The following is a 19,433-nucleotide window of genomic DNA, read 5'->3' as shown; positions in this document are numbered from 1 at the left end:
AGGAGCCCTTGCGACGACGCAATCCAGACTGCCTCGGCGGAAAGATTCTGGATTGCTTCGCTTCGCTCGCAATGACGGAGTATGTCGCGCTGGCCTAACCCAGCTTGAACAACACTTGCAAAAACTCCTCCACGGCCTTGCGCGACTCGGCGGCAGTCGTTGGATTGCCGCCGACATGCGGATTGAGCTCGACGCAGGCATCCTGGTAGGTGAACGGCGCTTTCGTATCGGCATTCATCAGCACGCCGCCGTCGCCTTCGCGGATCTGGCAGTTGCGCACGGTCTGCGCACCCGTGGACACGGCGACGGTACTGACGCCGAGCAACCCACTGTCAAAACCGTGCGCGCTGTTGGGGTATTCGGTCAGCACCACGTCGCGGCCGGCCGTCTTGAGTCGCTCGACGAAAGCCTTGCAGCTCTTGACGGGATTGTAGTCGTCGGGCGCGCCGTGGAAGATGCGAATCGGGCGCGCGGCGATGTCCGTGTCGTTCTGATAGGTCGTTGAGCAGTCGGGGTAGAACGGAATGTAGGCGGCGAACTGGATGCCGGACTTGTTCCAAAGTTTGTGGAAGCGGTCGAGGCTCGCATAGAGCGTCGCCTGTCCGCCGCGTGAAAAGCCCATCAGCACGATGCGATCGGGATCGACGCGGGGATGTTTCGCGAGGATCTCCAGCGAGCGGTAGATGTCGATGACGAGGTTGAGCCGGCCGAGCAGGGCCTGGTTCGGCCCCACCACCGTCAGCCCGCGGCCGGTAAAGCCGTCGATCACGAAGGTCGAGATGCCCATGGCGTTGAACGCGTGCACCCAGGCCTCGGTGGTGGCGCCGACGCCGCTCGAGCCGTGCATCAGCACCACGACGGGGAGTTTTCCGCTGCCTTGCGCCACGCGCAGTTCGCCGGCGACTGTCACCGGCTTTCCGGCCGCGGCGTCGCCGCTGAGGAATTGCTGATCGGAGAGGGTGAGCGAGGGGATCGGGTAGATCTCGGCGCGGGTAGCGACTTCCCTGGGAAGCGATTGCGCGTTGGCGCCCATGCCGGCGAACAGCGTTGAAATGCAGAGCGCCATGGCGACGCGGAATGCCGTCGGCATCGGATCCTCCCCCGTGATTTTCAGTGAGTAGAACAACAGGCCTGCGCGCTGTCAAATTGACGCAAGCCGGCGGTTCGCCTCAGGCGGGATCGGCCTTCTTCACCGTCAGCGCCTGGTCGATCGCAAAACCGCCAATCTCGCTCATCGCCTGCGAGATCACGTCGCCCTTGCGGGCAAAGCCGGCGGAGAGGAAATCGAACTGGGTGCGCGCCAGCCGCAGCACCTCGATCGGCACGGAGATTGCGGTCTCGTTGAAGCTGTCGACGGAGGCGTGCAGCGTCTCCAGCTCGCTTGTGAGCTGGCCGATATGGCTCTCGGCGTGCTGCATCAGGCCGAGCAGCTTGCCGCGCTCGGCATCGAATGCCGCGCGCTCGGCCGCTGCGGCCGCGGTGACCTCGGCAAGCTGGCTGCGCAGCCCGTCGATTTGCTTGACCATGGCGTCGGACGCCATCTCACCGGCCTCGCGCAGCTCGCTGTTGCGCGTGTTCTCTTCGTGCTCCCGGTGATAGAGGCGTTCCGCCGACATCGCCCGTTGCGTCAGCGAGTCGATCAGCGCGGCCGCGCGCAGCAGCATCTCGCCGTTCCGCCCCGACACCATGCTGGCCATGCGCCGCAGGAAGTCGGTGGTTTCGGACGACGAGTTCGGCGGCAGGGGAACGACCGTCGCGGACATGGGGTGATGCTTGCAGCCGGAAATGATGACCGCCGCCGTACCGACTGAGCTCACGCAACATTCGGCGCCTGATCGTAAACGTGAGCAAGCCTGAATCGGCAGGTCCGGTCAACCGGGCCGGGCCGCCAAATTACGGGCAGCGCGTGGGGTCAGGTATCCTTCTGCCGGCCGATCCGGCCGAGATGGGTGAAGCCGAAGCCGGCCGAATATTTCAGGCCGTAGCCCAGCGCCCGGTCGATGCCGATATGGGCGAGCCAGATCAAGGCGATGGACAGGGTGAGCGGCGAGGCGAGGCCGAAGCCGAGCGTCAGCAGCGCGACCGGCGCCATGTAGCTGTGGGCGGCGTTGTAGACCATCGCGCCGAGTTTTGCGTCCGACAGGTATGCCAGGAAGCTGAGATCGGGGACGAAGAACAGCAGGGCGAACACCAGCCATGAGCCGTCCCAGGCCCAGTAGAGCATCACCATCCCCACAAACAGGGTCAGGCCCTCCAGCCGCAGCAGGATGTTGACGCCGCCGGTCGCCGCGCCGGTCTCGGCCGCTCCTTCGGTCATGCTCGTCTCCCAGGCAAAACCTTGAAATTCCTTGCGCTTTCCCGCTGCGGCAAGGCAGCCCTGCGGCGCGGAAAGCCGCTTCCCGGCCCGCAAAATGCCGTGTTAGAACCCCGGCAATCGCATTTAGGCTAAGAACTGGCGGGAGCAAATGAAGAATATCCTGGACGCCCTTGAAGACCGTCGCGCCGGCGCAAAGCTCGGCGGCGGCGAGAAGCGCATCGAGGCGCAGCACGCCCGCGGCAAGCTGACCGCACGTGAGCGCATCGAGCTCTTGCTCGACAAGGGATCGTTCGAGGAATTCGACATGTTCGTCGAGCACCGCTCCACCGAGTTCGGCATGGAGAAGAACAAGGTGCCCGGCGACGGCGTCGTCACCGGCTGGGGCACCGTCAACGGCCGCAAGACGTTTGTCTTCGCCAAGGACTTTACGGTGTTCGGCGGCTCGCTGTCGGAAACGCACGCGCTGAAGATCACAAAGCTCCAGGACATGGCGATGAAGGCGCGTGCGCCCATCATCGGCCTCTATGACGCCGGCGGCGCCCGCATCCAGGAGGGCGTCGCAGCGCTCGCCGGCTATTCCTATGTGTTCCGCCGCAACGTGCTCGCCTCCGGCGTGATCCCGCAGATCTCCGTCATCATGGGCCCCTGCGCCGGCGGCGACGTCTATTCGCCCGCGATGACCGACTTCATCTTCATGGTGAAGAACACCAGCTACATGTTCGTCACCGGTCCCGACGTGGTGAAGACCGTCACCAACGAGGTCGTCACGGCGGAAGAGCTCGGCGGCGCCTCCGTGCACGCCACGCGCTCCTCGATCGCCGATGGCGCCTTCGAGAACGACGTCGAGACGCTGTTGCAGATGCGGCGCCTGATCGACTTCCTGCCGTCCAACAACACCGACGGCGTGCCGGAATGGCCGAGCTTCGACGACATCGGCCGGGTCGACATGTCGCTCGACACGCTGATCCCCGACAATCCGAACAAGCCCTACGACATGAAGGAGCTGATCCTGAAGGTCGTGGACGAGGGCGACTTCTTCGAGATTGCGGATGCCTTTGCCAAGAACATCGTCACCGGCTTCGGCCGCATCGCCGGCCGCACGGTGGGCTTCGTCGCCAACCAGCCGATGGTGCTGGCCGGCGTGCTCGACTCTGACGCTTCGCGCAAGGCGGCACGCTTCGTGCGCTTCTGCGATGCCTTCAACATCCCGATCGTCACCTTCGTCGACGTGCCGGGCTTCCTGCCGGGCACCGCGCAGGAATATGGCGGCCTGATCAAGCATGGCGCCAAGCTCTTGTTCGCGTACTCACAGTGCACCGTGCCGCTGGTTACCATCATCACCCGCAAGGCCTATGGCGGCGCCTTCGACGTCATGGCCTCCAAGGAGATCGGCGCCGACATGAACTACGCCTGGCCGACCGCCCAGATCGCGGTGATGGGCGCCAAGGGCGCGGTCGAAATCATCTTCCGCGCCGACATCGGCGACCCCGACAAGATCGCCGCGCGCACCAAGGAATACGAAGACCGCTTCCTGTCGCCCTTCATCGCCGCCGAGCGCGGCTACATCGACGACGTCATCATGCCGCACTCGACCCGCAAGCGGATCGCGCGGGCGCTGTCGATGCTGAAGGACAAGAAGGTGGAAACGCCGGCGAAGAAGCACGACAATTTGCCGTTGTAAGCGCACTTGTAGCCCGGATGAGCGAAGCGACATCCGGGTTTTCTATCCAAGTCCCGCATGTCGCTTCGCTCATGCGGGCTACAGATTCTGTTTCTGACTTGGCATCCTCGATCCAAATCGAATGACCGACGATCCGACCGACGAGATATCAGACATCGAAGCGCGTATCGAGGCGTTGGCCGAGATCGCCGAGCGATGTCGGAAGTACATCCTGGCATCCAAGCTCGCCATCGGCGGCGGCGCTGCGCTATTGCTGATCACGATCCTCGGCTTGTTCGGGATGGGGCAGACCGCCGCGCTCGGCTCGATCGCTCTGGTGCTCGGCGGGATCGTCTCGCTTGGCTCGAACGTCAGCACGTTGCGGCAGACGGAGAGTGCGATCGACGACGCTGAGGCGCTTCGGTCTCAACTGATCAGCCGCATCGACCTTCGCGTGGTCGCCGATACGCCGATGAAGCTTGTGTAGCGCGCCAGCCTTACGCGGCAGCCCTGCGCGACAGCACCTGCAACTCCTCGCGGCATTCGGCTGCGAACGCCTGAAGCTGTTCCGCGGTTTGGCGGTCGAGGATCGCCTTTGCCAGTCTTTCAGCGCGGGCAAGCTGGTCTCTGAGATATGCGATGCGGGCCATGTGTCACCTTCCGCAGGGGTTGATTTGATGGCTGTGAGCCTAGGGCCGTCGCCGAATTAATTATGTGAGGTGCGTCACACCCCACGCCGCGTCAGCGCGCCGCATCCGCCGCAGCGAAATGCGCCATCTGGTCGGCGTGGGCCTTGGCGAAGGCCGGGCGGGCGGTGGCGCGCGCGACGTAGGCGCGGCAGGCCGGATGCTCCGTGAGCCCGTCAAAATGATCGACGAGGCGCAGCACGTCGGCCATCAGGATGTCGGCGACGGAGAAGGAGCCCGTGAGCCACTCGCGCGCCGCCAGCGCCGGCTCGAGATGCTTGAGCCGAAGCTTGAGGAAGTCGTCCACGAATTTCCAGGCCGCCGTGTCGGTCGGATGTCCCATGAACTTCGACATTCCCCAAGGCAGGCTGGCCATCTCCACCGAATTGAGCGCCGCGAATACCCATTTCGTCGTCTCGGCGCGGCCGCGCGGGTCTTTGGGCATCAGCTTCTCGCTGAGCTCGCCAAGATGCAACAGAATCGCGCCGGTCTCGAAGATGGAGATGTCGCCGTCGGTCAGCCATGGCACCTGGCCGAACGGCTGGTGCGCGAGATGCGCAGCGCCGCGGTCGTCGAACGGCACGCTGGCGACGCGATAGGGCAAGGCGGCTTCTTCCAGGGCCCAGCGCACGCGAAGATCGCGCACCCAGCCTCGCGGTGGTTCGGGAACCCAATTGAAAGTGGTCAGGGTGAGGTCGGCCATTTGCTGTCTCCGTGTCCTGGTTCGAAGCAAAGGACGAGCGAAGGGCGCACATTCCGACACCGGTGCCACTCTTTTTTGTTGTCCGCGACATCACCGGCTAGTCTCACCCCAAACAACAGGAGGGAATCCGATGCCGTCAGCCTTCTTCGTCGTCCGCGCCATCATCACCGATGCCGGCAGGCGCGCCGCCTTCGATAGATGGTACGAGACGGAACATCTGCCCGACGCGATGAAGGCGTTCGGTGCGGCTAAGGCCTGGCGGTTCTGGAGCCTCGACGATCCGTCACTGCATCAGGCGATGTATCAGTTCGAGAGCGAGGCTGCGCTGCAGGCCATGCTGAAGGGCGATGCGCTGACGCAGCTGGTGGCGGATTTCGAGCGCGATTGGCCCGACGTGACGCGCACGCGCGAGTTGCTGGTGCTGGCGCAGGAGTTCGGGAAATAGAGCACCGGGCTTACCTGCGCTGCGAATTCTCCTGTCACCTGCGCAACGAAGCTGAACGCGCGATTCAGCTTCGGTTCATGTCGTCACCACGACACTCGCCTCTGCATCACTGGCACGACCGTCCAAGAGGAAAGAAGTCATGGAGCGCCGGAACTTTTTAAAATTTGCAATCGGTGTCGCAGCCGGAGCTGCCGCGTTCACGACCGCCGCGCAGGCCGCGCCGCTGGCGCCGCAGCCGCTCGGTGATGGCAGGATGCCGCAAGGCAATCCCGACGCTCATCCCGCAGTCACGAGCAGCGATGAAGCCGCGCAGTTGAAGCCGGAGCAGGTGCACTGGCACGGCCATCACCGTCATTGGGGTTGGCGCCGCCGTCACTGGGGCTGGCATCGCCGGCGCTGGCACCGCCGCCATTGGTAAGCGTCGCGCTAAGCGAGGCTTGAACGGGGACCGCGATCGCGGTCCCCGTTCTGATTCGAAACATCCCGGTGCGACGTCAGGCGCTCGAAAGAAAATGGCCGCGCAGGCTTTCGCCGCGCGGCCATTTCGCTATGCGAAAAACGAGATCAGAACGGGCGGCAGCGGCCGGCGTACCAGCGGAAGCCATAGGGGCACACGCGCGCGCGCGGCACGACCACGACAGGGGCCGGCGCAACCACGATCGGACCCGGACGGACAACGACCGGACCACGCATCGGGCGGCAGCCGCCATAGGCGCCGCGATACCAGCCGGGGCCGCAACCGCCGGCGGCGCTGGCCGCCTCGCTGAAACCAACGACCGCGCTGGCGAGCATCACGGCGGCGAACAGGTATTTCATTTGATCTTCCTTCTCGTCCTTGGGGGGTAGGCTTTGGGGGCGGGTTCTAGGAGGGCTTGGCGCTTTCGGCGCACCATGAATCAAAAGACACGATTCGACACGTTAAAATCGCAACATGCCGACACGACGCCAGCCAAATCTGCCAATCATGACCTGAATGCGGCATGAACATTCCCCGCACGCGGCTCCGGACGACAGCAATGACGCTAGCGGCCGAGAAAACCCAGCACCAGCTCCTTGTACTTCTCAGGCGCCTCCAGGAAGACGAGATGGCCGGTGTCCGGGATCACCTCGGCCCGCGCATTCGGCATCTTCGCCGCGAGTGCCTTCGCCAGCTCGGCGTTCTCTCCCATTTTCGCGCGCAGCGCCTCGGGCGCGTTCGGTCGGCCCGGTGCGTTGTGGTCGTCGGCACCCATGATGAACAGCGTCGGCTCGGTGATCAGTGCGATCTCGTGCGCCACCGGCTCGCGATAGATCATCTGGCCGGAACTGACGAAGGCGCGCAGCCAGCGCGAATAATCAGGGCTGCCCTTGACGTTGAAGCGGGCATCGATGAACGGCGTGATCGCCTCCGCCGGCAGCTTGATCGCATAGTTGGTCTGGAGCTGCTTGCGATAGCCATCGGCCGTGAGCTTGTCCTCGGTCTCGATGATCTTCTCGGTCGGCGTCGGCGGCACATAGAGGCGGTAGTCTTCCAGCCCGATCGGGGCCGTCAGAATGAGGTGGGCGACGCGGTCGGGAAAGGCGCGGGCGATGCGGACGCCCAGCATGCCGCCGAGCGAATGGGCGACGATCTCGGCCTTGTCGATCTTGAGGTGATCGAGCAGCGCGACGGTGTTGCGCGCCAGAGTGTCGAAATGCAATTCGCCGATCGGCTTGGAGGATTTGCCGAAGCCGATCTGGTCCGGCACCACGACGCGGAAGCCGGCCTCGCTCAGCATCTTGATAACAGGCGCCCAGTAGCTCGACGGGAAATTGCGCCCGTGCAGCAGCACGACGGTGCGGCCGTTCGGCTGCGCAGGCGGCACGTCCATATAGGCCATGCTGAGCTGCTCGCCGTCATTGGTCAGAGGCAGCAGGTGTACGGGATAGGGATAGGCAAAGCCTTCGAGCGCGATGCCGTAAGGCTCGCGCGGGGCGGCGTCGGCGGCGTGGGTGGAGGTGAGCGGAGAGGCGATGAGGACGGCGGCGAGCGCGGTCGGAAGGAGGCGGATCATGGGGGTCTCTGTGTGTGACAACGTGGCCATAAACACGTGGTTGGCCGGGTCAAGCGAGAGACGTCGCTCACACGCAGTTGTGTTTAGTCCCGCCCATCACCGAACAACGCAGCGAACTGCTTCTCGCCGGTGCGCGTAAAATTCACCACGCGGCTGCCGGGCGTGGCGTCGCGTGCAGCCCATTTCAGCTCGGCGAAACGCTGCATCATCGCGGCGCCCAGCGTGCCGGCGAGATGGTGGCGCCGCTCGCTCCAGTCGAGGCAGGCCTTGCAGACCGGCCGGCGCGGATGGGCGAGCATGTCGGGCGAGATCTGCAAATGCTTGGCCAGGAAGCGCTCGCCCTCCGCCGTCAGCTCGATCTCCTGCTTCTTCTGCCTGACCAGGTTTTGCGCGCGCAGGGTGTCGAGCATCTGCACGCCGAGGTCGCCGGCGAGATGGTCGTAGCAGATCCGGGCACGCCGCAGCGCCGGATCCTTCGGCCCGGTGCGCACGCGCATATGGCCGGTCCGTGCGGCAAGGCCCGCAAGGCCCTCCAGCACGCCGGCGACGTCGTCGTCGGTGAGGCGGTAGTAGCGGTGGCGGCCTTGCTTCTCCGGCTCGATCAGGCCACCGGCCTCGAGCTTGGAAAGATGCGAGCTCGCGGTCTGCGGCGTGATGCCGGCCTCCTGCGCCAGCTCGCTTGCGGTGAGCGCGCGGCCGTTCATCAGCGCCGTGAGCATGTTGGCGCGTGCGGGATCGCCGACGAGCGAGGCGATCATGGCGATGTCAGGACCTGATTTCATGCTTCGATGGTAGCCGAAGCATTGCGGTGGGGCAAGCGCGTAGCGTGTCTCCCGTAAACACGTCATTGCGAGCGAAGCGAAGCAATCCAGTGCTTTAGCGGCGGCGGTGTCGCTCACGCGTTTCGCAACGATAAATCAGGAGCCCATCATGTCCATCACCGTCTTCATCCGCTACCAGCTCGATCCCTTCAAGCGCGCGCAGTTCGAGGAGTATTCGAAGCGCTGGCTCACCATCATCCCGAAATGCGGCGGCGATCTGATCGGCTATTTCATGCCGCACGAGGGCACCAACAATATCGCGTTTGCGCTGATCACGTTCGAGAGTCTGGCTGCGTATGAGGCCTATCGCGCCCGGCTGCGTCAGGATACGGAAGGCATGGCGAACTTCCACTTCGCCGAGGAGCACAAATTCATCCTCGCGGAAGAGCGCACGTTTCTGCGCCAAGTGGTTTTGTAAGTGGTATCGTAGGCCATCAACGACAGGAGAGATGCCCATGATCGCCGTGATCTTCGAGGTCTGGCCGAAGCCGGAACACCGCCAGGATTATTTCGACCTCGCGGCCGACCTCAAGCCGATCCTGCAAACCATCGACGGCTTCATCTCGGTCGAACGTTTCGAGAGCCTGACCGACAAGGGCAAGATCTTGTCGCTGTCGTTCTGGCGGGACGAGGCGGCCGTACAAGCCTGGCGCAACACGATGGAGCACCGCCGCACCCAGGCCAAGGGCCGCGCAAAAATCTTCGCCGATTATCACTTGCGTATCGCCAGCGTCATCCGCGACTACAGCATGAATGATCGCGAGCAGGCGCCAAAGGACAGCCGCGCGGTGCACGACGCGCACTAGCGCGCGCGGCGGCACGTCCCCATCTCTGCGCGGCCAACAAGGGAGAGAAACATGCACGTGACAACTGCTGACAAGCGCACGACCTTCAGGAAGCTGCACGAGAGCGGCTGCTTCATCCTGCCCAATCCGGTCGACGTCGGCAGCGCGAAAGCGTTGCAGCATCTCGGTTTCAAGGCACTCGCATCGTCGAGTGCGGGCTTTGCCTGGACCATCGGCAAGGCCGACAACCACGTCTCCGTCGAGGACGTATGTCAGCATCTGGCGGTATTGAGCACGTCCGTCGACATCCCCGTGAACGCGGATTTCGAGGGCGGCTTTGCGGTTGAGCCGGACAAGGTCGCGGACAATGTCGAGCGCTGTGTGCGCACCGGCGTTGCCGGCCTGTCGATCGAGGATTCTACCGGCGACAAGGACAAGCCGATCTACGAGCGCGCGCTCGCAGTCGAGCGCATCCAGGCGTCGCGCAAGGCGATCGGCGATAGTGGCGTGCTCTTGGTCGGCCGCTGCGAGGCGTACCTTTGGGGCGTGACCGACCTCAAGCTCGTCATCGACCGGCTCGCCGCTTACGCCGATGCCGGCGCCGATTGCCTTTACGCGCCGGGCCTGAAGAGCCGCGAGGACATCGCCGCGGTGGTGAAGGCTGTCGCACCCAAACCGTTCAACCTGCTGATCGGCGGCTCCGGGCTGTCGTTGCAGGAAGCTGCCGATCTTGGCGTGCGCCGGATCAGCGTCGGCGGTTCACTCGCTCGCGCCGCCTGGGGCGGCTTCATGCGCGCCGCGAAGGAGATGGCGGAGAACGGGACGTTCACCGAACTCGGCAGCGGCTATCCCGGCGGCGAGCTCAACAAGATCTTCAGCTGAAGACAAACGAAAGCGGCGGACCTGAAATCCCGCCGCTGTCGCATATTGTTGCAAATCGTTACTTCGCGCCGTCAGCCGGTGCCGGCGTATCCGGGGCCGGCCTGCTCGGCGCGGCGCCCGTGGTCACGCCCGGTCCGGTGTTGGTGCGCGGCGTCACGTCGCGCATGCCGGGGGGGGCGGCCGGATTGGTGGCCGGTGCCTGCTGCGCGGTCTGCGTCGCCGGCGTGGTGCTGGCCTGGTTGCTGGTGCCGGTGTTGTTCAGGCCATAGAACACAGCGCCCAGCACCAAGGCGATTGCCACTGCGAACAGGGCTACTTTGCCGCTGGAGGCGGGGCCTTCGCCAAGCTCCGGGTCGACCTGAAGCTGGGCATCCCGTCGCGCCGCATTGCGATACTCATCATCGGCGAGATTCGGGCGGTACGGATCGTTGATAAAACGGTCGTCAGCCATCGATTGGTTCTCCTCGATTATTGCGGCGGGACAACCCGTGGATGCGAGATTCTGTTCCGCCCTCCTTAATGCTTTCGTCGCATGTTGCGCCCGCGGCGGGAATCGGGAACCTGTTCGCTGGGGAACCTGAAGCGTAAGCTCCGCTGACGGAAGGGAACAAAGCGATGTGGAGCTTGCCGCCGAGCGATAGCGTGCTGCATCTGTTGTCGCTGGTCGCGGTCGCGGCGCAAGGCATGACCGCCGCGCTCGCTGCCGGCCGCCGCAGCATGGATTGGCTCGGCGTCTGCTTCCTCGGCTGCATCACGGCGCTCGGCGGCGGCACATTGCGCGATCTCTTCCTGGGGCATTATCCGCTGGCCTGGGTGCAGAATCCCATCTACCTCGCACTGGCCGGAGGCGCCGCCTTCCTCACCATCCTGATGGCGCGCCTGGTGCACCGGCTGAAACTGGCTTTCATCGTGCTCGATGCCATCGGCCTCGTCGTCTTCACGATGACCGGCTGCGACATCGCCTGGCAGATGGATGCCACGCTGCCGATCGTCATCGTCTCCGGCATGGTGACCGGTTGCGCCGGCGGCGTGTTGCGCGACGTGCTCTGCAACGACGTGCCGCTGCTGTTCCGCTCCGAGCTTTACGCCAGCGTCTCGGTGGTGACGGGACTGTTCTATGCGACCGCGTTCGGTCTCAAGCTGAACGCCGAGCTCTGGACCATTTTGACGTTCGTCCTCGGCATCAGCTTCCGCCTGCTGGCGGTGCGCTACAAATGGGAGATGCCGAAATTCGTGTTCACGGAGGAGGAGGAGGAGGAGGAGCGGTAGGTCTTCTTTCTTACCTCGCCCCGCTTGCGGGGAGAGGTCGACGCGCGAAGCGTGGCGGGTGAGGGGGAGTCTCCGCGAGTCCAACTGTCACTATCTTCGCTGAAGCAGCCCCTCACCCCAACCCTCTCCCCGTAAGAACGGGGCGAGGGAGCATACCGTCGCCGCGGCGCGAGGTTCGTTCTTTACGGCTCCTGCTTCCGCGCCCTTGCCACCTGCGCCGGCGTCACCAGCGGCGCGGCGTTGCCCCAGGAATTGCGGATATAGTTCGTCACCGCCGCGACCTCTTGGTCAGACAGCTGGTTGGAATAGGCCGGCATCTCGCCGGTGTTGGGCGCGCGCGGCGTGGTCACGGTGTGGGCGCCGTCGAGGATGATGCGTAAGGTCGAGGACGGATTGACCGATTGCAGCAGCGCGTTGGCGGGCAGCGGCGGATAGATGCGTGGTGCGCCTGTGCCGTCGGCCTCATGGCAGGCGACGCAGAGCTTGGCGTAGACGGCCTGGCCAGCCTTCATCTCGGCATCGTCAGGCGGCGTCACGATCGTCTCACGCCGCGCTGGCGGCAGGTTCTTCAGGTAAACCGCGATCGCGCGCACGTCGGCATCGCTCATCTTCGAGGTCGAGTTGACGACCACCTCCGCCATCAGCCCGCTGGCATGGCTCCTGGCGTTGCGCCCGCTCTGAAGATATTCGGTGACGTCCTCGACGCTCCACGATCTCAGCCCGGTGCGAGTGGCGCCATCGAGCCGTGGCGCGTACCAGCCGCCGACCTCGTTGCCCGCGAGGGCCTGCGCCTGCTTGTCCGCGCCAAAATAGTTCTTCGGCGTATGGCAGGCGCCGCAATGACCGAGCCCGGTGACGAGGTAACCGCCCCGATTCCACGCCGCGCTCTGGCTCTGGTCCGGCTCGAACAGGCCGGGCTTGAAATACACCATGTTCCAGATCCGCATCAGGCCGCGATAGCTAAAGGGCCAGCGCAGTTCCGGCGGCTTGTTGCGGCTCGTGACGGCCGCGAGCGTTCCGAGATAGGCCCGGATCGCCAGCGTGTCGTCCTTCGTCATCCGCGTGAAATAGGGGTAGGGAAACGCCGGGTAATAATTGGAGCCGTCGGGCGCGACGCCGGTGCGCACGGCGCGGGTGAAGTCGGCATCGGTCCAGGCGCCGATGCCGGTGTCGCGGTCCGGCGTCAGGTTCGGCGCGTAGATCGCGCCGAACGGCGTGTCGATGCGCTTTCCGCCCGCGAACGGTTTGGCCGGATCGGCGGTGTGGCAGCCGCCACAGTCGCCGGCCTCCACCAGCGCCTTGCCGGTGGCGATCAGCTCCGGCGACGGCTCGACAGCGACGGCCGCGTTCGCAACCGCACTGCACAACGCCAGAGCCACGAGAGCCAGGCCAGCCAGAATCGTCCGCATCGAAAGCCTCTCCTGCGATCCATCGACGCCGTCCCAGATGACCAGGCGTCAATTCGTTGCGCGACGGCGGGGGTATGGTGACACAAAATGAAAATCGCGGATGCCAATGCAGCCACGAAATTGCGATTTTTACCCGGCGCTGCCTTTGGTCCAGAATTGTGATGCGGAGCGTGAAATATCCGACATAGAGTGGCGGAAATGGTCGGCGCGCCCTAGCTAAAAACAACGGGCAGGCAACGGCTTAAGCAGCCAAGCGCTCAAAAGGGCGGAAGAGGACATAATGGGCATCAACCAGGGTCCGATCAGTCTCGATCAGAAATACACCCAGGACACCGGACATATTTTCACGACGGGCATTCAGGCCCTGGTCCGGCTGCCGATGGCCCAGATCCGGCGCGACCGTGCCGCGGGGTTGAACACCGCGGGCTTCATCTCCGGCTATCGCGGCTCGCCCCTCGGCGGCTACGACCAGCAGCTCTTCGCCGCGCGAAAACATCTCGAGCAGTACAATATCAAGTTCCAGCCCGGCGTGAACGAGGACCTGGCCGCGACCGCGGTCTGGGGCTCGCAGCAGCTCAACCTCTCGCCCGGCGCCAAGTATGACGGCGTGGTCGGCATCTGGTACGGCAAGGGCCCCGGCGTCGATCGCTGCGGCGACGTCTTCCGCCACGGCAATGCCGCGGGCTCCGCCAAAAACGGCGGCGTCTTGTGTCTCGCCGGCGACGACCACGGCGCAAAATCCTCGACGGTCCCGCATCAGTCCGACCACGCCTTCATGTCGGCGCTGATGCCCTATCTCTACCCCTCGAGCGTCCACGAGATGATCGAGATGGGTCTTCTCGGTATCGCGATGTCGCGCTACTCGGGCTGCTGGGTCGGCATGAAGGTGATCACCGAGACCGTGGAGACCACCGCCGAGATCGACCTCACCGACGAGATGACGCCGTTCGTGATCCCGACCGATTTCGAGATGCCCGAAGGCGGCCTCAATCTGCGCTGGCCCGACGACCGCTTCGCCCAGGACCGCCGCTTGCAGGACTACAAGGGCTTTGCCGCGATCGCCTTTGCGCGCGCCAACAAGGTCAATCGCATCACCATGGACTCGCCGAATGCCCGCTATGGCATCATGGCGTCCGGCAAGAGCTACGAGGATATCCGGCAGGCGCTGCGGGAGCTCGGGATCACACCCGAGGTCGCCGCCAAGATCGGACTTCGATTGTACAAGATCGGCATGCCCTGGCCTCTGGAGCCGGAAGGCGTCAGGCAATTCGCCGTGGGCCTCGAGGAAATCTTCATCATCGAAGAGCGCCGTGAGATCGTCGAAAATCAAGTGAAGCAGGAGCTGTTCAACTGGCGCGACGATGTCCGTCCCCGCATCATCGGCAAGATGGACGACCACGACAAGCGCTTCCTCCCCTTTGCCGAAGAACTCAGCGTCGCCTCACTGGCCAGCTCGCTCACCGAGCGTCTGCTCCGACTTGATCTCAATCCCGAAATTGCAACGATGCTGCGCGCGAAGGCCGATTGGTTCAACGGCCGTCAGGCGTCGCAAATGCAGGCGACCGCGCCTGTCGCCCGCACTCCGTATTTCTGCTCCGGCTGCCCGCACAACACATCGACCAAGGTGCCCGAAGGCAGTCGCGCCTTTGCCGGCATCGGTTGCCACTTCATGGCACTGTGGATGGATCGCTCCACCGAGACCTTCACCCACATGGGCGGCGAGGGTGTGCCGTGGGTCGGCGTCGCCCCCTTCACCAAGGAAGAGCACGTGTTCGCCAATCTCGGCGACGGCACCTATTTCCACTCCGGCAGCCTCGCGATCCGCCAGGCGATCGCCTCCGGCGCCAACATCACCTACAAGATCCTCTATAACGACGCGACCGCGATGACCGGCGGCCAGCATGTCGACGGCGAATTGTCGCCGCAGCAGATCACCTTCCAGCTTCACAGCGAAGGTATCCGCGAGATCTACCTGGTCTCGGAAAATCCCGACGCCTATCCGGCGAACGAGATCGCGCCCGGCGTCAAGACCGCGCATCGTGACGAGCTCGACGCGGTGCAGAAAACCCTGCGCAAGGTCAAGGGCGCGTCCGCGATCGTCTTCGTGCAGACTTGCGCCGCCGAGAAGCGCCGCCGCCGCAAGCGTGGCACGATGGAGGATCCGGCGCGCCGTGTACTCATCAATCCGGCGGTGTGTGAAGGCTGCGGCGATTGCTCGGTGCAATCGAACTGCATTTCGGTCGAGCCGCTGGAGACCGAGTTCGGCCGCAAGCGCGCCATCAACCAGTCGACCTGCAACAAGGATTATTCCTGCGTCAAAGGCTTTTGCCCGTCCTTCGTCACCGTCGACGGCGGCAAGATGCGCAAGCGTGCGCCGGCCGGCGTCGGCGATATCGGCGCGCTGCCCGAGCCGGCATCGCGCCCGAACCTGGACAAGCCCTACAACATCGCGGTCGGCGGCGTCGGCGGGACCGGCGTGCTGACCATCGGCGCGCTGCTCGGCATGGCCGCCCATATCGAGGGCAAGGCCTCGATGATCCTCGACATGTCGGGTCTGGCGCAAAAGGGTGGGGCGGTGCTGAGCCACGTCCGCCTGTCGGATCATCCGGCCGAGGTGACCTGCTCGCGCATCGTCACCGGCACGGCCGATGTGGTGCTCGCAGCCGATGAGGTGGTCGCGGTTGCCAAGGACACCATCTCGCTCTGCGACAGCAGCCGCACCCGCGGCATCATCAACAGCCACGTCATTCCCACCGCCGACTTCGTTCTCAACCGCGATTTCAACTTCCAGACCCGCAAGCTGAACGGGTTGCTGGAAACCGCGCTGCACAAGGATTCGGTGTTCTTCGACTTCACCAAGCCGGCCGAGCAGCTCCTCGGCGACAGCATCGCCACCAACATGATGATGATGGGCTACGCCTATCAGAAGGGCCTCTTGCCGTTGTCTGCGGAATCGATCGAGCAGGCGATCGAGGTCAACGGCGTCTCGATCAAGATGAACAAGGAAGCCTTCCGCCTCGGCCGGCTCGCGGTCGCCGATCCCGAGCGCCTCGCCGGCATGCTGAAGGGAACGGATGAGGCCGTCGCGCCCAGGACCCTGGACGCCATGACGCTCGACGAACTCATCGAGCACCGCGCCAAGCATCTCACTGCCTATCAGAACGGCCGGCTGGCCAAGCGCTACCGCAAGCTGGTGGACCAGGTCAGCGACGCCGCCAGGCAGGGCGGCTATGACGAGGCGCTGACACGCGCCGTTGCGGTCAACTACGCAAAACTGCTGGCCTACAAGGACGAATACGAGGTCGCGCGCCTTTACACCGACGGCGCGTTCGAAAAACAGCTCCGCGACCAGTTCGAAGGCGACTTCAAGTTCAACTTCAATCTTGCCCCGCCTATTCTCAGCAGGGGCGTCGATGCGCTCGGCCGCCCGAAGAAGCGCGCCTTCGGCCCGTGGATGCTTCCGGTGTTCCGCGTGCTGGCGAAATTCAAGGTGCTGCGCGGCACGCCGCTCGACATCTTCGGCCGCAGCGCCGACCGCAAGCTCGAACGCGATCTGATCGCCGGCTACGAGAAGGACGTCGCCACCGTGCTCGGCCTGCTGTCGCCGCTCACGATCGACACCGCGGTGGAGCTGCTGTCGTTGCCCGACCGCATCCGCGGCTACGGGCCGGTGAAGGAGAAGGCCGTCGCGGACGCCAAGGCCCGCTACGCCCAGCTAGCGGCCGATCTGGCCAACCCGCCGCCGGCGCCGAGGCAGATCGCGGCGGAGTAGGTGGTCGCACGTCTGGGGGTGGTTAGCGATTGCGTAACCCACCAGGTTCCTTCAGCGAGGGCTGCTAATCTAACTAGGTCACGTACGGTGCGATCGACAGCAGATGAAGCTGCCCTACGAAGAAGGCTCTGTGTTCGCAATGCCGCTCGGAAACGGCGGATTTGCTCGTGGAGTCGTCGCGAGGTCGACCCGCGTGGGAAGGGTTCTGCTGGGCTATTTTTTCGGTCCGCGTCTTGAAACGTCAGCGTCGGCAACGCTCGATCACCTTCATCCTGACCAAGCCGTGACGAGAATTCGCTTCGGAGACCTAGGACTGATTGACGGGCGATGGGTGATCATCGGCAAGGTGCCCAACTGGGATCGGGCAGATTGGCCAATCCCCGACTTTGTCAGGCGAGATCCCATCTCGAGGAAGGCTTGGTTGGTGCGGTACTCGGACGTTGATCCGCTTCGCAGCGCATCCGAGCTCCTTTCAGATTATGATGACCTGCAGGGGTTGGACAGTGACGGCCTGTTCGGTGCTGGAGCGGCCGAGACAAAGATTTCAAAGCTCTTGGCTCCTCGGCCGCATTAGTCGGTAAGCCATACGATGGTGTCGGTGGCTATGTTTTCGCAAACCCGATCTCCTACAGTGGGCAGAGGCGAGAAGCGCCGTGCCCACGATCTCACCAAGATTGCATAGCAAGAGGGTGGGCATGCTTCGCTTCGCCCGCCTAGGATTTCCTGTTTGAAATCAACGATCGCTCTACTGTGCATGGGGTTGTTTTCGCGAAAAAACGTTTTTCGATAAAACGAAACCGCTTGTGCCGTCGGGCAAAACACCTTTAGGGTTCTGCCCGTCGCCCCCGTCATTGCGAGCGCAGCGAAGCAATCCAGAAATGCGTCCGCGGAAAGATTCCTGGATTGGTTCGCTGCGCTCGCAATGACGACTGCGGAAGCAGAGGCGCTCCCGCCGCACCTCGGATGATGCGCCAACCCGCTGCCCTCTCGCCCGGCGGAATATTTCCGCGCTTGCCAACAGGGCGGCAGCGGTTCAGAAAAAACCGGAAGCGAGAAACGCCAGCGGAGACCTTATTTGACCATCAAGGGCAAGGCCTACATTGCCGGGATCTACGAACACCCGACCCGGCACGCGCCGGACAAATCCACCGCGCAGCTCCATGCCGAGGTCGCCAAGGGCGCGATCGAGGATGCCGGGCTCAGCAAGGACGATGTCGACGGCTATTTCTGCGCGGGCGACGCTCCGGGCGGCGCCTGGCCGATGGTCGATTATCTGGGCCTCAACACCAAGAAACTCCGCCATGTCGATTCCACCGAGACCGGCGGCTGCTCCTACATCATCCATCTCGGCCATGCCGCCGAAGCCATCGCCGCGGGCAAGTGCTCGATCGCGCTGATCACGCTGGCCGGCAAGCCGCGTACCGGCGCGATGCCGCCGCGCGCGGCCGGCGCCGAGGCCGATTTCGAGACGGCTTACGGTGCGACCACGCACAATGCCTACGGCATGTGTGCCATGCGCCACATGCACGACTATGGCACCACCAGCGAGCAGCTCGCCTGGATCAAGGTCGCGGCCTCGCACCATGCGCAATACAATCCGCATGCGATGCTCAAGGACGTCGTCACCGTCGAGGACGTCCTGAACTCGCCGATGATCTCCGATCCCTTGCATCGCATGGATTGCTGCGTCGTCTCCGACGGCGGCGGCGCGCTGATCGTGACGACGCCCGAGATCGCAAAAAGCCTGAAGAAGCCGCTGGTGAAGCTGATCGGCCATGGCGAGGCGATGAAGGGTCCGCGCGGCGGCAAGGACCTCGACCTCACATACTCCGCCGGCATCTGGTCCGGCCCGCGTGCGTTCGAGGAAGCCGGCATCACGCCGAAGGACATCAAATACGCCTCGATCTACGACAGCTTCACCATCACCGTCTTGATGCAGCTCGAGGACCTCGGTTTCTGCAAGAAGGGCGAGGGCGGCAAGTTCGTCGCCGACGGCAATCTGATCTCGGGCGTCGGCAAGCTGCCGTTCAACACCGATGGCGGTGGTCTCTGCAGCAACCATCCCGTCAACCGCGGCGGCATGACCAAGATCCTCGAAGCCGTGCGGCAACTGCGCGGCGAGGCGCATCCGAAGGTGCAGGTGCAAAATTGCGATCTCGCCATCGCCCACGGCACCGGCGGGCTTTTGGGTGTTCGTCATGCCGCCTCGACGGCGATTCTGGAGCGCGTGTGATGAGCGAAGCCAAGAAATATCCGGCCCCGGTGACCAACCCCGAGACGGCCGCGTTCTGGGACGCGGCCAAGCAGGGCAAGTTCATGATCAAGCGCTGCATCGCCTGCGGCGAGGCGCATTACTTCCCGCGCGCGATCTGCCCGTTCTGCTACTCCGACAAGACGGTGTGGGAGGAGTCTTCGGGCGAAGGCACGATCTACACTTACAGCTTGATGCGGAAGTCGCCGACCGGTCCTTACGCGATTGGCTACGTCGCGCTGAAGGAGGGGCCGTCGCTCCAGACCAATTTTGTCGATTGCGATCTGACGACGTTGAAGATCGGCCAGAAGGTGAAGGTGGTGTTCAAGCCGACCGACGGGGCGCCGCTGCCGTTTTTTACGCCGGCTTAGTTTCTTCCTTCCCCCCTTGTGGGGGAAGG

General features: G+C 64.1%; 22 protein-coding genes. 12 read left to right on the top strand and 10 right to left on the bottom strand.

Annotated features, from left to right (window positions below; all coding sequences use genetic code 11):
• Nucleotides 1-94: 94 nt before the first annotated feature.
• The 3 genes from AC0L3U_RS16325 to AC0L3U_RS16315 all read right to left on the bottom strand — a co-directional run bounded on the left by AC0L3U_RS16325 (nucleotide 95) and on the right by AC0L3U_RS16315 (nucleotide 2,317).
• Nucleotides 95-1,090 carry a dienelactone hydrolase family protein gene (locus AC0L3U_RS16325; RefSeq protein ID WP_473362406.1) on the bottom strand — a complete coding sequence of 332 codons (996 nt, stop codon included), beginning with the start codon at nucleotides 1,088-1,090 and terminating at the stop codon, nucleotides 95-97.
• Nucleotides 1,091-1,169: 79 nt separating this feature from the next.
• Nucleotides 1,170-1,763, bottom strand: a complete 594-nt coding sequence (locus AC0L3U_RS16320) for a hypothetical protein (RefSeq protein ID WP_473362405.1) — start codon at nucleotides 1,761-1,763, stop codon at nucleotides 1,170-1,172.
• A gap of 149 nt (nucleotides 1,764-1,912) precedes the next feature.
• Nucleotides 1,913-2,317 (bottom strand): DUF4260 domain-containing protein, encoded by a 405-nt coding sequence (locus tag AC0L3U_RS16315; protein ID WP_027567473.1) that lies wholly within the window; start codon nucleotides 2,315-2,317, stop codon nucleotides 1,913-1,915.
• Nucleotides 2,318-2,465: 148 nt separating this feature from the next.
• Here AC0L3U_RS16315 and AC0L3U_RS16310 point away from each other — a divergent pair, with 148 nt between their 5' ends.
• The gene (locus AC0L3U_RS16310) at nucleotides 2,466-3,998 is read left to right on the top strand and encodes an acyl-CoA carboxylase subunit beta (protein ID WP_007603066.1); all 1,533 of its coding nucleotides are present in this window, start codon (nucleotides 2,466-2,468) and stop codon (nucleotides 3,996-3,998) included.
• Between the two features lie 121 nt (nucleotides 3,999-4,119).
• The gene (locus AC0L3U_RS16305; protein WP_473362404.1) at nucleotides 4,120-4,464 is read left to right on the top strand and encodes a hypothetical protein; all 345 of its coding nucleotides are present in this window, start codon (nucleotides 4,120-4,122) and stop codon (nucleotides 4,462-4,464) included.
• A gap of 10 nt (nucleotides 4,465-4,474) precedes the next feature.
• Here AC0L3U_RS16305 and AC0L3U_RS16300 read toward each other — a convergent pair whose 3' ends face one another.
• On the bottom strand, nucleotides 4,475-4,627 hold the full coding sequence (locus AC0L3U_RS16300) for a hypothetical protein (protein WP_018456483.1): 153 nt from the start codon (nucleotides 4,625-4,627) through the stop codon (nucleotides 4,475-4,477).
• Nucleotides 4,628-4,718: 91 nt separating this feature from the next.
• Nucleotides 4,719-5,366, bottom strand: a complete 648-nt coding sequence (locus tag AC0L3U_RS16295; protein WP_473362403.1) for a glutathione S-transferase family protein — start codon at nucleotides 5,364-5,366, stop codon at nucleotides 4,719-4,721.
• Between the two features lie 130 nt (nucleotides 5,367-5,496).
• Between AC0L3U_RS16295 and AC0L3U_RS16290 the strand changes: the two genes are divergently transcribed.
• Nucleotides 5,497-5,811, top strand: a complete 315-nt coding sequence (locus tag AC0L3U_RS16290; RefSeq protein ID WP_473362402.1) for a hypothetical protein — start codon at nucleotides 5,497-5,499, stop codon at nucleotides 5,809-5,811.
• 139 nt (nucleotides 5,812-5,950) lie between these two features.
• Nucleotides 5,951-6,229: a twin-arginine translocation signal domain-containing protein gene (locus tag AC0L3U_RS16285; RefSeq protein WP_473254756.1), complete on the top strand. Its 279-nt coding sequence runs from the start codon at nucleotides 5,951-5,953 to the stop codon at nucleotides 6,227-6,229.
• 146 nt (nucleotides 6,230-6,375) lie between these two features.
• On the opposite strand, the gene AC0L3U_RS16280 is transcribed toward AC0L3U_RS16285, so the two are convergent.
• The 3 genes from AC0L3U_RS16280 to AC0L3U_RS16270 form a co-directional block, all read right to left on the bottom strand.
• On the bottom strand, nucleotides 6,376-6,627 hold the full coding sequence (locus tag AC0L3U_RS16280; protein ID WP_007603074.1) for a GCG_CRPN prefix-to-repeats domain-containing protein: 252 nt from the start codon (nucleotides 6,625-6,627) through the stop codon (nucleotides 6,376-6,378).
• Nucleotides 6,628-6,833: 206 nt separating this feature from the next.
• The gene (locus AC0L3U_RS16275; RefSeq protein WP_473362401.1) at nucleotides 6,834-7,844 is read right to left on the bottom strand and encodes an alpha/beta fold hydrolase; all 1,011 of its coding nucleotides are present in this window, start codon (nucleotides 7,842-7,844) and stop codon (nucleotides 6,834-6,836) included.
• An 83-nt stretch (nucleotides 7,845-7,927) separates the two neighbouring features.
• Nucleotides 7,928-8,626 (bottom strand): winged helix-turn-helix domain-containing protein, encoded by a 699-nt coding sequence (locus tag AC0L3U_RS16270; RefSeq protein WP_027567467.1) that lies wholly within the window; start codon nucleotides 8,624-8,626, stop codon nucleotides 7,928-7,930.
• 148 nt (nucleotides 8,627-8,774) lie between these two features.
• Here AC0L3U_RS16270 and AC0L3U_RS16265 point away from each other — a divergent pair, with 148 nt between their 5' ends.
• The 3 genes from AC0L3U_RS16265 to AC0L3U_RS16255 are packed head-to-tail and all read left to right on the top strand — an operon-like array spanning nucleotide 8,775 to nucleotide 10,332.
• Nucleotides 8,775-9,083: an NIPSNAP family protein gene (locus AC0L3U_RS16265; protein WP_063995954.1), complete on the top strand. Its 309-nt coding sequence runs from the start codon at nucleotides 8,775-8,777 to the stop codon at nucleotides 9,081-9,083.
• 37 nt (nucleotides 9,084-9,120) lie between these two features.
• The gene (locus AC0L3U_RS16260) at nucleotides 9,121-9,471 is read left to right on the top strand and encodes an antibiotic biosynthesis monooxygenase family protein (RefSeq protein WP_473362400.1); all 351 of its coding nucleotides are present in this window, start codon (nucleotides 9,121-9,123) and stop codon (nucleotides 9,469-9,471) included.
• A gap of 51 nt (nucleotides 9,472-9,522) precedes the next feature.
• Nucleotides 9,523-10,332: an isocitrate lyase/PEP mutase family protein gene (locus AC0L3U_RS16255; RefSeq protein WP_473362399.1), complete on the top strand. Its 810-nt coding sequence runs from the start codon at nucleotides 9,523-9,525 to the stop codon at nucleotides 10,330-10,332.
• Nucleotides 10,333-10,390: 58 nt separating this feature from the next.
• Here AC0L3U_RS16255 and AC0L3U_RS16250 read toward each other — a convergent pair whose 3' ends face one another.
• On the bottom strand, nucleotides 10,391-10,783 hold the full coding sequence (locus tag AC0L3U_RS16250) for a hypothetical protein (protein ID WP_354200886.1): 393 nt from the start codon (nucleotides 10,781-10,783) through the stop codon (nucleotides 10,391-10,393).
• 164 nt (nucleotides 10,784-10,947) lie between these two features.
• Here AC0L3U_RS16250 and AC0L3U_RS16245 point away from each other — a divergent pair, with 164 nt between their 5' ends.
• Nucleotides 10,948-11,601 carry a trimeric intracellular cation channel family protein gene (locus AC0L3U_RS16245; protein WP_473362398.1) on the top strand — a complete coding sequence of 218 codons (654 nt, stop codon included), beginning with the start codon at nucleotides 10,948-10,950 and terminating at the stop codon, nucleotides 11,599-11,601.
• 182 nt (nucleotides 11,602-11,783) lie between these two features.
• Here the strand turns inward: AC0L3U_RS16245 and AC0L3U_RS16240 are convergent, their stop codons facing one another.
• The gene (locus tag AC0L3U_RS16240; protein WP_473362397.1) at nucleotides 11,784-13,010 is read right to left on the bottom strand and encodes a c-type cytochrome; all 1,227 of its coding nucleotides are present in this window, start codon (nucleotides 13,008-13,010) and stop codon (nucleotides 11,784-11,786) included.
• A gap of 280 nt (nucleotides 13,011-13,290) precedes the next feature.
• Here AC0L3U_RS16240 and AC0L3U_RS16235 point away from each other — a divergent pair, with 280 nt between their 5' ends.
• The 4 genes from AC0L3U_RS16235 (at nucleotide 13,291) to AC0L3U_RS16220 (ending at nucleotide 19,404) form a co-directional block, all read left to right on the top strand.
• Nucleotides 13,291-16,782 carry an indolepyruvate ferredoxin oxidoreductase family protein gene (locus AC0L3U_RS16235; protein ID WP_473362396.1) on the top strand — a complete coding sequence of 1,164 codons (3,492 nt, stop codon included), beginning with the start codon at nucleotides 13,291-13,293 and terminating at the stop codon, nucleotides 16,780-16,782.
• 103 nt (nucleotides 16,783-16,885) lie between these two features.
• Complete coding sequence (locus AC0L3U_RS16230; RefSeq protein WP_473362395.1) at nucleotides 16,886-17,356, top strand: immunity 26/phosphotriesterase HocA family protein; 471 nt, start codon at nucleotides 16,886-16,888, stop codon at nucleotides 17,354-17,356.
• 501 nt (nucleotides 17,357-17,857) lie between these two features.
• On the top strand, nucleotides 17,858-19,015 hold the full coding sequence (locus AC0L3U_RS16225; protein WP_473362394.1) for a thiolase domain-containing protein: 1,158 nt from the start codon (nucleotides 17,858-17,860) through the stop codon (nucleotides 19,013-19,015).
• On the top strand, nucleotides 19,015-19,404 hold the full coding sequence (locus AC0L3U_RS16220; protein WP_473362393.1) for a Zn-ribbon domain-containing OB-fold protein: 390 nt from the start codon (nucleotides 19,015-19,017) through the stop codon (nucleotides 19,402-19,404). Before AC0L3U_RS16225 ends, AC0L3U_RS16220 begins: the two co-directional genes overlap by 1 nt.
• The last annotated feature ends 29 nt before the right edge of the window (nucleotides 19,405-19,433 follow it).

Source organism: Bradyrhizobium sp. Kon69 (assembly GCF_055807515.1).
This window is presented reverse-complemented; position numbering and strand designations above follow the sequence as displayed.

Bases quoted from the DNA above. Each gene is read 5' to 3' on its own strand.
- AC0L3U_RS16325 (WP_473362406.1), bottom strand. From the start codon at position 1,090: ATGCCGACGGCATTCCGCGTCGCCATGGCGCTCTGCATTTCAACGCTG.
- AC0L3U_RS16320 (WP_473362405.1), bottom strand. From the start codon at position 1,763: ATGTCCGCGACGGTCGTTCCCCTGCCGCCGAACTCGTCGTCCGAAACC.
- AC0L3U_RS16315 (WP_027567473.1), bottom strand. From the start codon at position 2,317: ATGACCGAAGGAGCGGCCGAGACCGGCGCGGCGACCGGCGGCGTCAAC.
- AC0L3U_RS16310 (WP_007603066.1), top strand. From the start codon at position 2,466: ATGAAGAATATCCTGGACGCCCTTGAAGACCGTCGCGCCGGCGCAAAG.
- AC0L3U_RS16305 (WP_473362404.1), top strand. From the start codon at position 4,120: ATGACCGACGATCCGACCGACGAGATATCAGACATCGAAGCGCGTATC.
- AC0L3U_RS16300 (WP_018456483.1), bottom strand. From the start codon at position 4,627: ATGGCCCGCATCGCATATCTCAGAGACCAGCTTGCCCGCGCTGAAAGA.
- AC0L3U_RS16295 (WP_473362403.1), bottom strand. From the start codon at position 5,366: ATGGCCGACCTCACCCTGACCACTTTCAATTGGGTTCCCGAACCACCG.
- AC0L3U_RS16290 (WP_473362402.1), top strand. From the start codon at position 5,497: ATGCCGTCAGCCTTCTTCGTCGTCCGCGCCATCATCACCGATGCCGGC.
- AC0L3U_RS16285 (WP_473254756.1), top strand. From the start codon at position 5,951: ATGGAGCGCCGGAACTTTTTAAAATTTGCAATCGGTGTCGCAGCCGGA.
- AC0L3U_RS16280 (WP_007603074.1), bottom strand. From the start codon at position 6,627: ATGAAATACCTGTTCGCCGCCGTGATGCTCGCCAGCGCGGTCGTTGGT.
- AC0L3U_RS16275 (WP_473362401.1), bottom strand. From the start codon at position 7,844: ATGATCCGCCTCCTTCCGACCGCGCTCGCCGCCGTCCTCATCGCCTCT.
- AC0L3U_RS16270 (WP_027567467.1), bottom strand. From the start codon at position 8,626: ATGAAATCAGGTCCTGACATCGCCATGATCGCCTCGCTCGTCGGCGAT.
- AC0L3U_RS16265 (WP_063995954.1), top strand. From the start codon at position 8,775: ATGTCCATCACCGTCTTCATCCGCTACCAGCTCGATCCCTTCAAGCGC.
- AC0L3U_RS16260 (WP_473362400.1), top strand. From the start codon at position 9,121: ATGATCGCCGTGATCTTCGAGGTCTGGCCGAAGCCGGAACACCGCCAG.
- AC0L3U_RS16255 (WP_473362399.1), top strand. From the start codon at position 9,523: ATGCACGTGACAACTGCTGACAAGCGCACGACCTTCAGGAAGCTGCAC.
- AC0L3U_RS16250 (WP_354200886.1), bottom strand. From the start codon at position 10,783: ATGGCTGACGACCGTTTTATCAACGATCCGTACCGCCCGAATCTCGCC.
- AC0L3U_RS16245 (WP_473362398.1), top strand. From the start codon at position 10,948: ATGTGGAGCTTGCCGCCGAGCGATAGCGTGCTGCATCTGTTGTCGCTG.
- AC0L3U_RS16240 (WP_473362397.1), bottom strand. From the start codon at position 13,010: ATGCGGACGATTCTGGCTGGCCTGGCTCTCGTGGCTCTGGCGTTGTGC.
- AC0L3U_RS16235 (WP_473362396.1), top strand. From the start codon at position 13,291: ATGGGCATCAACCAGGGTCCGATCAGTCTCGATCAGAAATACACCCAG.
- AC0L3U_RS16230 (WP_473362395.1), top strand. From the start codon at position 16,886: ATGAAGCTGCCCTACGAAGAAGGCTCTGTGTTCGCAATGCCGCTCGGA.
- AC0L3U_RS16220 (WP_473362393.1), top strand. From the start codon at position 19,015: ATGAGCGAAGCCAAGAAATATCCGGCCCCGGTGACCAACCCCGAGACG.